General features: G+C 67.0%; 9 protein-coding genes. 7 read left to right on the forward strand and 2 right to left on the reverse strand.

Annotation, left to right across the window (positions count from 1 at the left end; all coding sequences use genetic code 11):
• Positions 1–25 precede the first annotated feature (25 nt).
• From JQT59_RS19825 to JQT59_RS19840, 4 genes are all read left to right on the forward strand, one after another.
• Positions 26–1,648 (forward strand): AMP-binding protein, encoded by a 1,623-nt coding sequence (locus tag JQT59_RS19825; protein WP_213571677.1) that lies wholly within the window; start codon positions 26–28, stop codon positions 1,646–1,648.
• Between the two features lie 81 nt (positions 1,649–1,729).
• The gene (gene map, locus JQT59_RS19830; RefSeq protein ID WP_213571678.1) at positions 1,730–2,587 is read left to right on the forward strand and encodes a type I methionyl aminopeptidase; all 858 of its coding nucleotides are present in this window, start codon (positions 1,730–1,732) and stop codon (positions 2,585–2,587) included.
• A gap of 11 nt (positions 2,588–2,598) precedes the next feature.
• A complete protein-coding gene (locus JQT59_RS19835; protein WP_502939868.1) occupies positions 2,599–4,122 on the forward strand; it encodes a cobyric acid synthase in 1,524 nt (507 codons plus the stop codon).
• A 111-nt stretch (positions 4,123–4,233) separates the two neighbouring features.
• Positions 4,234–4,800, forward strand: coding sequence for an alpha/beta fold hydrolase (locus JQT59_RS19840; protein ID WP_213571680.1), 567 nt, complete (start codon positions 4,234–4,236; stop codon positions 4,798–4,800).
• A gap of 16 nt (positions 4,801–4,816) precedes the next feature.
• Here JQT59_RS19840 and mtr read toward each other — a convergent pair whose 3' ends face one another.
• Both mtr and JQT59_RS19850 read right to left on the reverse strand, forming a co-directional pair.
• On the reverse strand, positions 4,817–6,205 hold the full coding sequence (mtr, locus tag JQT59_RS19845; protein ID WP_213571681.1) for a mycothione reductase: 1,389 nt from the start codon (positions 6,203–6,205) through the stop codon (positions 4,817–4,819).
• On the reverse strand, positions 6,202–7,212 hold the full coding sequence (locus JQT59_RS19850; RefSeq protein WP_213571682.1) for an alpha/beta hydrolase: 1,011 nt from the start codon (positions 7,210–7,212) through the stop codon (positions 6,202–6,204). Before JQT59_RS19850 ends, mtr begins: the two co-directional genes overlap by 4 nt.
• A gap of 122 nt (positions 7,213–7,334) precedes the next feature.
• On the opposite strand from JQT59_RS19850, the gene mqo reads away from it, so the two are divergent.
• The 3 genes from mqo to JQT59_RS19865 all read left to right on the forward strand — a co-directional run bounded on the left by mqo (position 7,335) and on the right by JQT59_RS19865 (position 11,592).
• Complete coding sequence (mqo, locus tag JQT59_RS19855) at positions 7,335–8,882, forward strand: malate dehydrogenase (quinone) (RefSeq protein ID WP_213577905.1); 1,548 nt, start codon at positions 7,335–7,337, stop codon at positions 8,880–8,882.
• 62 nt (positions 8,883–8,944) lie between these two features.
• Complete coding sequence (locus JQT59_RS19860) at positions 8,945–9,469, forward strand: GNAT family N-acetyltransferase (RefSeq protein WP_213571683.1); 525 nt, start codon at positions 8,945–8,947, stop codon at positions 9,467–9,469.
• A 194-nt stretch (positions 9,470–9,663) separates the two neighbouring features.
• The gene (locus JQT59_RS19865; RefSeq protein WP_502939715.1) at positions 9,664–11,592 is read left to right on the forward strand and encodes a magnesium chelatase subunit D family protein; all 1,929 of its coding nucleotides are present in this window, start codon (positions 9,664–9,666) and stop codon (positions 11,590–11,592) included.
• Positions 11,593–11,653 lie beyond the last annotated feature (61 nt).

Consider the following 11,653-nt stretch of genomic DNA (forward strand, 5'->3'; position numbering starts at 1 on the left):
GCCCGCAGAATACGAGGAGTACCGCATGACCACCGATCCCACCGCACGCGTGCGTGAATTGCTCGATCAGTACGACACGCCGACCGCCGCCGCGGCGGAGTTGCTGTGTGATCGACACCCTGCCGACGACGTGGCGTTCACCGTTGTGGAAGCGGATCTGACCTCGACGGACCTCACCTACGGATTCCTTCGCGAACAGTCATCACGATGTGCGGCAGCCTTGGCAGACCTCGGTGTCGAACCGGGTGAGCACGTGGCGACGCTGATGGGCAAGTCGGCGGAACTGGTTGTAGCCCTGCTCGGGATCTGGCGTCGCGGGGCGGTCCACGTTCCGTTGTTCACGGCGTTCGCCTCCCCGGCCATCGCGTTCCGACTCGGGGCGAGCAAAGCGAAGGTTGTGATCGCCGATGCGAACCAGCTGCACAAGCTGACGCCCGGTGAGGACATTCCGGCAGACGCGCCCTGGCAGGTGGTGGTCGTCGGCGGCGAGAAGTCCGGCACCGTGGACTTCGAGACGCTGTTGACGTCGCACGATCCCAGCGATGCCCGGGGTGCGGCCGTTGCCGTCGGCGGTGACGGACCCCTCGTGCAGTTGTTCACCAGTGGGACTACCGGAACCCCCAAGGGCGTGCCGGTCCCGGTTCGGGCGCTGGCGTCGTTCCACGCCTACCAGGAGTTCGGGCTCGACGTTCGCAAGGACGACGTCTTCTGGAACGCCGCGGATCCAGGGTGGGCGTACGGCCTCTACTATGCACTCCTCGGGCCGCTCGCCGCGGGGACGCGCAGCATCCTGCTGCACGCGGGATTCTCGGCGCCGCTCACCTGGAAGGTCATGGAACGCTTCGGGGTCACCAACTTTGCGGCCGCCCCGACCGTCTACCGGAGTCTGCGGGCGGATCCGACGCCGATCCCCGAGACGGTGCGGTTGCGGCGTGCGTCGTCTGCCGGTGAACCACTCACACCGGACGTGATCTCGTGGTCGAAGGCCAACCTCGGGGTTCTCGTGCGCGACCATTACGGGCAGACCGAGCACGGAATGTTTATCGCCAATGCGTGGGCGGAGGGTCTGCAGGACGAGGTCCGCGACGGCTCGATGGGCAAGCCGCTCCCAGGCTGGTCCTGTGCGGTACTCGCCGACGACTCCGACGCGATCGCCCCGCCCCGGACACCGGGCCGGGTCGCTATCGACACCCGGAACAGCCCGCTGTTGTGGTTCACCGGGTACGTCGACGCCCCCGAGAAGACCGCGCAGCGCTTCACCGGCGACGGCCGCTGGTACCTCACCGGCGATGCGGGCCAGACCGACGAGGACGGCTTCTACTTCTTCTCGGCCCGCGACGACGACGTCATCATCATGGCCGGATACCGGATCGGGCCCTTCGACGTGGAGAGCGTGCTCGTCATGCACGACTCCGTTGTCGAGGCCGCGGTCGTCGGAATGCCCGACGACCTGCGCGGTGAGGTACTCGAAGCCTTCGTCGTTCTCCGCGACGGAGTCGAGGGCACCGACGCACTCGAAGTCGAGCTGCAGACCTTGGTGAAGAAGAAGTTCGCTGCACACGCCTATCCGCGCACCGTGCACTTCGTTCCGCACCTTCCCAAGACTCCCAGCGGCAAGGTGCAGCGCTACCTCCTGCGCCAGCGGTAGGCGCTTCGCGCTCGTGCGCCTTTCTGGTAGTTCCCGCTACCAGAAAGGCGCACGGAGAAGGGCAGGTCTACCCTGATACCCATGTCTGTCCGCACAGCATTGAGCCCCGGAACCGTGTCACCCGTCCTCGCCGTGCCTGCGAGTATCGAGCGGCCCGAGTACGCGTGGAAGCCGACGGCCAACGAGGGTCACGAGCCGTGGGTGCAGACACCCGAGACGATCGAGGCCATGCGCCTGGCGAGCCAGATCGCCGCCCGCGCTCTTCAGGAGGCGGGAAAGGCGGTGGCGCCCGGCGTCACCACCGACGAACTCGATCGCATCGCCCACGAATACATGATCGACCACGGCGCCTATCCGTCGACGCTGGGTTACAAGGGTTTTCCGAAATCCTGCTGCACCTCGCTCAACGAGGTGATCTGCCATGGGATCCCGGATTCGACCGTCATCCAGGACGGTGACATCGTCAACATCGACGTCACGGCCTACATCGGCGGGGTGCACGGAGACACCAACGCGACCTTCCTCGCAGGCGACGTCGCCGAGGAGAACCGCTTGCTGGTGGAGAGGACGCACGAGGCCACCATGCGGGCCATCAAGGCGGTCAAGCCCGGACGCGCGCTCAACGTGATCGGCAGGGTTATCGAATCGTATGCCCACCGCTTCGGCTACGGCGTGGTCCGGGACTTCACCGGCCACGGCATCGGCACCACGTTCCACAACGGCCTCGTCATCCTGCACTACGACGAGCCGTCGGTCGACACGGTGATCGAACCGGGAATGGTGTTCACGATCGAGCCGATGATCAATCTCGGTGACATCGCCTGGGAGGTCTGGGAAGACGACTGGACCGTGGTCACCAAGGATCGCTCGTGGACTGCCCAGTTCGAGCACACGATCGTGGTCACCGAGACCGGCGCCGAAATTCTCACCCTGCCTTGAGCCCGGGCCAACTGAAGGGCGCACTGCTCGTCGCCGGAACCACGTCGGATGCTGGGAAGAGCGTGCTCGTTGCCGGCTTGTGCCGGATGCTGGCGCGTCGCGGTGTCCGGGTGGCGCCGTTCAAAGCCCAGAACATGTCCAACAATTCCGTCGTCACCCTCGACGGCGGCGAAATCGGACGTGCGCAGGCGCTGCAGGCCGCCGCGTGTGGACTGGAACCGAGCGTGCGTTTCAACCCGGTGCTGCTCAAACCGGGGAGTGATCGGACGTCCCAGCTGGTGGTGCGCGGCCGCGCCGTCACTTCCGTCGGTGCCCGCGACTACATCGAGCACCGCGACCATCTCCGGGTGGTGGTGGCCGAGGAACTGGCGTCCCTGCGGAACGAGTTCGACGTGGTGATCTGTGAGGGCGCGGGCTCACCCGCCGAGATCAACTTGCGGGCAACGGATCTGGCCAACATGGGTCTTGCCCGCGCCGCCCGGATTCCGGTGCTCGTGGTCGGCGACATCGACCGCGGTGGAGTGCTGGCCCACCTCTTCGGCACGGTGGCTGTGCTCTCGCCCGAAGATCAGGCGTTGATCGCCGGCTTCGTCGTCAACAAGTTCCGCGGCGACGTGTCGTTGCTGACCCCGGGCCTCGAGCAGTTGACTGCCCTGACCGGCCGGCCGACCCTCGGTGTCATTCCGTTCGCGGACGACCTGTGGCTGGACGCGGAAGATTCGCTCGGCGTCGTGGGCGACGCCCCCGTCGGGCGTCCCGGACCGCCGGTGGGAAGCGAATGGCTGCGAGTGGCGGCGATCCGCCTGCCACGAATTTCCAACTCGACGGATGTGGAAGCGCTGGCGTGCGAACCCGGAGTTTCGGTTCGCTGGGTCAACGATCCTTCCCGCCTGCAGGATGCCGACCTGATCGTCCTGCCCGGCAGCAAGTCGACGGTGTCGGACCTCGAGTGGATGCAGCGCAACGGAATTGCCGATGCCGTGGTGGCGCAGGCGAATCTCGACCGCCCGGTACTCGGCGTCTGCGGCGGCTACCAGATGCTCGGCTCGGTGATCGTCGACGACGTCGAATCCGGTCGCGGCCAGACCCCGGGTCTGGGACTGCTCGACCTCGAGGTGGAGTTCGCGGCAGATAAAGTGCTGGGCCGGGTCACCGGTGACGCGTACGGGGTCCCGGTCGACGGTTACGAGATACACCACGGTCGGGTCCGGCGTAACGGTGATCAGCCGCTGCTCTACGCGAGCACCGGGGCGGCGGAGGGGAGTATCCGCGGAGCTGTCTACGGAACGCACTGGCACGGTCTGCTCGAGAACGATCGATTCCGCCGTCTACTCCTCGACGATGTCGCGGAGCATTCGGGTCGAACCGGCTTCGTCCCCGCCCCCGACACCGACGTGGCCGCCGTGCGGGTCGCGCAGCTCGACCTGTTGGCTGATCTCGTCGAGAAGCACGTGGATGTGGGCGCCCTGGACACCTTGATCGGTGAAGGTGCCCCGGAGGGGCTGGCCACCATCGGCTCCCGCCTCTCTTTCTAGGCAGTTGCCCGCGCACGATCAGCCATGTTCCGATCTGCCGAACCAGCGTTGTGAACCGGACCGGATAAGGGTGCGAGCGCAAGGCGGCGCGGATCGCGTAGGTTTTCTGCCATGGAACTGACACACGTGGCTGTGGGAGACGGAGACTGTACAGTTCGGCTCGACGGGCCGTCGACCAGGCACGCTGTCCTGCTGCTGCCCGGTGCGGGGGACGCCCCGGACGTCTACGACGATGTGTGCGCCCGCCTGCACAATTCGGATCTGCGCACCATCGTGCCCGAGTCCGTCGAGGGACTCGACGACTCCGCTGTGATGGGGCTGCTCGACGAGCTGAAGGTGGGATGGGTCAACCTCGTGGGAAGCCGCGAGGGTGCCGAGCTCGCCTGGACGCTCGCCGCTCGCCAGTTCGGGCGCTTCGCCAGTCTCGTCGTTGCCGATCGGGGTCACCCGGCGGCGCCCGACGACAAAGGTGTGGTCCGCGAGGCGGGATGCCCACCGGTGGAGCTCCCGACGACCGTGATGGTCGGAAGCCCCACGCGGCGAGCCGAGGCCGATGCGAGTGGTCGCTTCGTCTACTCGGATTTCCGCGTCGTGGAACTCGACGGTGTCACCAATGTCCCGGCCTCCGCGGCCGCCGCGCTCGCCACCGAGATCGTTCTCCGCACCAGCCCCTGGTAGTCGAGCGCCGAGTCGATTACAGGCCGCTGTCGTCGACGTCGAGCCCGAGCAGGGCGTTCTCGACGACCTCGGGGAGAGCCGGGTGTATCCAGTACTGGCCCCGAGCCAACCGGTGTGCCGTCACATCGAAACTCATGGCCTGGATCAAGGGCTGGATCACCGTGGAGGCCTGTGCGCCGATCACATGTGCGCCCAGCAGTCGCCCGGTGCCACGCTCGGCGATGATCTTGCAGAAACCCTCGTCGTCTTCCATGGCCCACCCGTAGGCGACGTCGCCGTAAGCCTGAATCTTCACAGTGACGTCCCAGCCCGCGTCCCGAGCCTCGCGCTCGGTGAGCCCGACGTGGGCGATCTGCGGGTCGGTGAACACAGCCGCGGGCACGACACGATGGTCGGTGCGGCGCAGGCCCGACGTGTCCTGCCACGCGTCCCGCAGCAGGTTGTGCTGGACGACGCGCGCTTCGTGGTTGGCAACGTGCTTGAGCTGATAGGGCGACGAGACGTCGCCGAGCGCAAACACCCCCTCGGCGCTGGTGCGCTGGAACTCGTCGACGACGACGCGCCCCTGGTCGAGGTCGATGCCGCCGGCGGCCGCATCGATCACGTCCCCGTTGGATCGACGGCCGGTGGCCACGAGGAGGGCGTCGCCCGCCACGACCCGTCCGTTGTCGAGTTCCACTGCGACCCCGGCACCGTCCGGGCGCACCGACGCCACCGTCCGGCCACGGTGCACATCCCACTTCGAGACCGCCAGATCCGTGAACCGACGGGCCACGTCGTCGTCCAGATGGCGCAACAGGTGCTCGCCCCGCGAGATCAGCGACACCCGCGTGCCCAGTGCCGAGAACACGTGCGCGAACTCCGCGGCGATGAAACCGGCTCCGATGATCACCAGGCGCTCGGGGAGCTCGGGGAGCCGCATGATGTCGTCGTTGGTGTAGTACGGCACCCCCGAACTGCGCACAACGTCCGGGATGATCGGCCGCGATCCCGCAGCGACGACCACCTGATCCGCGGTGATGACCTCACCTGCTCCGGTGTCGATCGTCCGCGGCCCGACGAAGGACGCGTGCCCGCGGAAGAGCGTCGTGTTCGGGGTGTCTTCCGCGCGGTAGCGCTCACCGCCTGCGGAGATGGGATCGATGCGGCCGAAGACCCTTTTGACGATGTCGGGCCAGCGCACACCCTCGAGCTGGGCGTCGACGCCGAATTTCGCGGTATCGGTGACCGTGCGGGCCACTTCGGCGGCGTAGACGAACATCTTGGTCGGAATGCACCCGACGTTCAGGCACGTCCCGCCGAACGTGCCCTTCTCGAGGAGAGCGATCTTCTTGTCTGAAAAGCGTTCGTCGGGAAGGGAATTGCCCGACCCGGAGCCGATGATGGCGAGATCGAAGTGGGTCATCGCGGCGCCTCCGCGGAATTGTGGCCGTGCAGCCAGTCGAGCCAGAGGTCCACCTCGGCGAACGCTTGGGCGCGAGGTTCGTCCGAAGACAGGAAGACGTCGTGCCTGGCGCCCGGAATGGGCACTATCGTCGTGCGGTCGCCGAGACACCCGGCCCACCGGGCGATCTGCCGGACATCGAGGACTGCATCGGCTGTGTCGACCTGAGGGTCGTATCTCGGTGCGAAGTACGACGCCTTGGAACGCAGAATCAGCGCAGGAACACCGATATCGAGACCCCGGTGCAGTTGCGCATGCCCGCGGCGCACGGCGCGGAGCCAGCCGAAGGTGACGGGAAAGCCGCCCAGCGGTTTCCAGTCCAGGTTGTAGTTCCAGATTCCGTTGCCGTCGACGTGGAGACTCACCCCGTAGGTGTCGAGGGTGGTCTTCGGAACGATCGACTTCCGCTTGACACGGCCCAGTGCGTCGACGGCCACCGTTCCCACATTTCGCAGGTACGACGGCCCCTGCAGGTCGAACCACGGGCTGTTCAGGATGACGCCGCTGACGCCGAGGGCCGCGGTGCCGCCGGCCTTCTTCTGCCGTCGGTGCAGCCACAGCGGGAGCACGAGTCCCCCGGTGGAGTGCGCGACCAGCAGGACCTGGCCCTCGCCGGTCGCCTCGCGCACGACGCGGAGCGCTTCGTCGAGTTCGGCGTCGTACAGCGTGAGGTCGGACACGAAGTGCGCCGTCTGACCGGGCTTGAGGGAACGACCACACTTGCGCAGGTCCAGGGCGAAGAAGGCGTATCCCTGGTCGGCGAAGTGCTCGGCCAGGTGCTTCTGGAAGAAGTAGTCGGTGAACCCGTGCACGTAGAGCACGGCCCGGCCGGTCCGCTTCGTCTCCTGTGCAGGCTGGTAACGGATCAACGTTGCCTCGACCTCACCTTCACCGTCGGGATCGGTACCGAGGGGGATGGTCAACTGCTGATATCCGTCGCCGAGGACGTCGGGAGCCCATGTAGTCACAGATCACAATCTAATGGGCGATCCCGGGCCGCGGGGAGGGGCACAATTGGGGCAGGTAACTTCCGCTCATACGCGCGGGTAACCTATGCGGCGAACACGGCAGGCGGATGCGCGCACGGCAAATGGACAAGGAAGTCGATTCTCCAGTGTCAGATCAGAACGCGGTAGAGACGAAGACGGATGTAGTGCTGGTGGGCGCGGGCATCATGAGCGCGACGTTGGGGGCGATCCTGCGGCAGGTGCAGCCCGACTGGTCGATCACCACCTTCGAACGGCTCGACGCCGTCGCGGCCGAGAGCAGCGACCCGTGGAACAACGCCGGCACCGGTCACTCCGCGTTGTGTGAACTCAACTACACACCCGAGAACCCCGACGGCACCGTCGAGATCGCGAAGGCCGTCAACGTCAACGAGCAGTTCCAGGTGTCGCGCCAGTTCTGGGCGCACGCCGTGGAGAACGGCGTCCTGACCAAGCCGAAGGAATTCATCAACCCGATTCCCCACGTCAGCTTCGTGCACGGCGAGGCCAACGTGAAGTATCTGCGCGCCCGTTACGACGCGCTCGCCGGACACCCTCTCTTCGCGGGCATGGAATACGTGGAGGATCCGGTCGAGTTCGCCCGCCGCCTGCCGTTGATGGCGAAGGGCCGCGACTACAGCGATCCGATCGCGCTGAACTGGACCGAGAACGGCACCGACGTCGACTTCGGTGCCCTCACCAAGCAGCTTCTCGGCTACGTCGGTGCATCCGGCGGCATCGTGCATTTCGGTCACGAGGTCACCGATCTCACCAAGCAGTCCGACGGCAGCTGGGTCGTCAAGGTCACCAACCGTCGCAACGGTGCCAAAAAGGTGGTGCGCAGCAAGTTCGTCTTCGTCGGCGCCGGCGGCGGTGCCCTGCATCTCCTGCAGAAGTCGGGTATCTCCGAGGCCAAGGGCTTCGGCGGATTTCCGGTCAGCGGAGCCTTCCTGCGCTGCACCAATCCGGAACTCATCGACCAGCACCGCGCCAAGGTGTACGGCAAGGCTGCCGTGGGCGCTCCGCCCATGTCGGTGCCGCACCTCGATACCCGGGTGATCGGTAGCAAGCCCGGACTGCTGTTCGGCCCTTACGCCGGCTGGTCACCCAAATTCCTCAAGGAAGGTCGCGTCACCGACCTCCCCGGTTCGGTCAAGCCCGACAACCTTCTGTCGATGCTCGGCGTCGGTGTCAGTGAACTCGGCCTGGTCAAATACCTGATCAGCGAGCTCACGAAGTCGGAGGCCGGACGGATCGACACGCTGCGCGAGTTCGTACCCAAGGCCGTCGGCAAGGATTGGGAACTGATCACCGCCGGCCAGCGTGTCCAGGTCATCCGGCGGGCCAAGGGCAAGGGCGGTGTCCTCGAGTTCGGCACCGCCGTGGTCAACGCCGCGGACGGCAGCATCGCCGGTCTGCTCGGTGCGTCTCCCGGCGCGTCCACGGCTGTGCCGGCCATGCTCGACGTGCTCGAGCGCTGCTTCCCGGACCGGTACGAGTCCTGGAAGCCGAAGCTGCAGGAAATGGTGCCGTCGCTCGGGGTGAAGCTCACTGACGAACCGGGGCTGTTCGCGCAGGTCTGGGAGCACACGTCCAAGGTCCTTCAGCTCGATACCATCGCGGTGGAAGAGGCCTCGGTCGCCGCGGTCTGATGGCGACGGGCGGGCTCGGCTGCGGGGGCGCGCCGAGCGGGCCTGTGCCATAGTTGCTTGTCATGACGGCAACTGCAGCACTGAAGCGTTCGTGGGCACTCGATCTCGACAACAAGACGCTCTATGAGTTGCTGAAGCTTCGAGTCGAGGTGTTCGTCGTGGAGCAGGCCTGCCCGTACCCGGAGCTGGACGGGCAGGATCTGCTGGCGGAGACGCGCCATTTCTGGTTGGAGCAGGACGGTCAGGTGGTCTGCACACTCCGTCTGCTCGAGGAGCACGGCGACGGCACCACCTCGTTCCGCATCGGGCGACTGTGCACGTCGCGGCCCGCGCGTGGGCAGGGCCATACCACTCGTCTCCTGCGGGCGGCGCTCGCAGAGGTGGGGTCCGCACCCTGCCGGATCAACGCCCAGACCTACCTGGTGGATATGTATGCGAAGCACGGATTCACCCCGGATGGCGAGGAGTTCGTCGAGGACGGTATCCCGCACGTGCCCATGAAGCGTGGTGGCGGGGCGCCCCGCGATGCGGGGGATACGGCGTCGGTATCGAATGCGCAGGGTGCCCCGTCGACGGCGGGCCGGTGAGCGCCGACTAGGGTCGGCGAAAGAATGTCCGCGGGGAAGTCCTGTTCCAATCAGGCGCGGTCCCGCCACTGTGACGGATCTCTGATTCGCTGCTGCCACGGGCGCGGCGAATCGGAAGTCCCAGCCAGATCGCCGCGGCATTCGTACCAGCCAACAGCTCTCGGCGAGGAAACCGGGGCGTGAAGGGATGCATCGTGCGCACGAACCGTGACGTGGACCAGTCTCCACGGGACTCCTCGACGGGTTTCCCGTTCAGTGCGGTGGTCGGCCAGGACCAGCTGCGTCTGGCGCTCGTCCTGTGCGCCGTCCACCCGGGCATCGGCGGCGTCCTGGTGCGGGGCGAGAAGGGCACGGCCAAGTCGACGGTCGTCCGGGCGCTCACCACGTTGTTGCCGGCGGTCCGTGACGAGAACGGCCCGCGGCCCGCGCGGCTGGTCGAGTTGCCGGTGGGAGCCACCGAAGACCGTGTTGTCGGTTCACTCGACCTCGAGAAAGTCTTGCGCGACGGTGAACGCGCCTTTCGTCCGGGCCTGCTGTCCGCTGCCCACCAGGGCGTTCTCTATGTCGATGAAGTGAACCTTCTGCACGATCATCTGGTCGACGTTCTTCTCGACGCCGCAGCGATGGGCCGGGTACATATCGAGCGGGACGGCATCTCCCACTCGCATCCGGCGCGGTTCGTTCTGGTGGGCACCATGAATCCGGAAGAAGGCGAACTGCGGCCGCAGCTTCTGGACCGTTTCGGCCTCGCTGTCGATGTCGCTGCGTCGCGTGACGTCGATGTGCGGATGGAGGTGGTGCGGCGGCGCCTCGACTTCGAACGCGACCCGCAGACGTTCGCCGCTCGCTATGCCGAGCAGGATCACGCTCTGGCCACCGCCATCCTGGAAGCCCGCAATCGACTCGATTCGGTGGAGCTCGACGACACCGAACTGCGCCGGATCGCGTTCCTCTGCGCCTCGTTCGACGTCGACGGTATGCGCGCCGATCTCGTCCTCGCTCGCACGGCCACCGCGCACGCCGCCTGGCGCGGTGCGGACGCCGTGACGGCAGAGGACGTGCGGGTTGCTGCGGAGTTGACGCTGCCGCACCGGCGCAGGCGGGACCCGTTCGACGAGCCGGGCCTCGACCAGGATCAACTCGACGAGGCGTTGCGTCAGGCCGACGAGGACACCAGGGCGGCGGCCGACGAACCGCCCGCCGAAGCACCGTCGAGCGAGGATTCGTCCGAGCCGACCGCGGGCGGGGCCGCGGAGGATCCCGACGGACCCGACGACCCGGGCGGACCCGGGGGCGGAGCGCCGCCGCCGGACCGGCCTGCCGGGCCGGCGGGCTCGCAGTTCACCACCAAGCTGCTCGAGATTCCCGGTGTCGGTGAAGGCGCGCCGGGTCGGCGCTCGCGTTCCCGCTCGTCGCGTGGTCGAGCGGTACGGGCGGCGAGCGAGCAAGGGCACGGCCTGCACCTCGTGGGCACGCTGTTCGCGGCAGCGGAACGGCAGGCCGCTCGCGGACGCACGGCCGGCCGGATGATTCTCGACTCGGCCGACCTGCGAGGCGCTGTCCGAGAAGGCCGCGAGGGAAACCTCGTGGTGTTCGTCGTGGACGCGTCCGGCTCGATGGCGGCGCGAGATCGGCTGTCCGCGGTCACCGGGGCCGTCGTCTCCCTCCTGCGCGATGCCTATCAGCGCCGGGACAAGGTGGCCGTCATCACCGTGCGTGGACGAGACGCCGAATTGGTTCTGCCACCGACATCGTCGGTGGACATCGCGGTCCGTCGGCTGCGCGGGATGCGCACCGGCGGTAAATCGCCTCTGGCGGAGGGCTTTCTGCGGGCTCGGCAGGTGGTATTGCGTGAGCGGCTCCGTGACCCGCAACGGCGGGCGCTCGTGGTCACACTCACCGACGGACGGGCCACGGGCGGCAAGGACGCTCTGCACCGCGCCAGAGTGGCGGCAGGGTTGCTCGCCGACAGTGCAGTCGCCACGGTGGTGGTGGATTGCGAGACCGGAATGGTCCGGCTCGGTCTGGCGGCAGAACTCGCCCGGCATCTGCGTGGCGGGTACGTCCGACTCGGTGAACTCTCCGCGCAGCACGTCGCAGGTGTCGTTCGCGCTGCGGCATAACGATATTCGACGTAACGGAACCGGCATACAAGAAGCCGGGTGTTATCGAACGGTAGGAGAG

Source organism: Rhodococcus sp. USK13 (assembly GCF_018343855.1).
GTDB classification, from domain to species: domain Bacteria; phylum Actinomycetota; class Actinomycetes; order Mycobacteriales; family Mycobacteriaceae; genus Rhodococcus_F; species Rhodococcus_F oxybenzonivorans.

Excerpts from the sequence above, each read along its gene's own strand:
- JQT59_RS19840 (WP_213571680.1), top strand. The coding sequence starts at position 4,234 with ATGGAACTGACACACGTGGCTGTGGGAGACGGAGACTGTACAGTTCGG.
- JQT59_RS19860 (WP_213571683.1), top strand. The coding sequence starts at position 8,945 with ATGACGGCAACTGCAGCACTGAAGCGTTCGTGGGCACTCGATCTCGAC.
- map (WP_213571678.1), top strand. The coding sequence starts at position 1,730 with ATGTCTGTCCGCACAGCATTGAGCCCCGGAACCGTGTCACCCGTCCTC.
- mtr (WP_213571681.1), bottom strand. The coding sequence starts at position 6,205 with ATGACCCACTTCGATCTCGCCATCATCGGCTCCGGGTCGGGCAATTCC.
- JQT59_RS19825 (WP_213571677.1), top strand. The coding sequence starts at position 26 with ATGACCACCGATCCCACCGCACGCGTGCGTGAATTGCTCGATCAGTAC.
- mqo (WP_213577905.1), top strand. The coding sequence starts at position 7,335 with ATGGACAAGGAAGTCGATTCTCCAGTGTCAGATCAGAACGCGGTAGAG.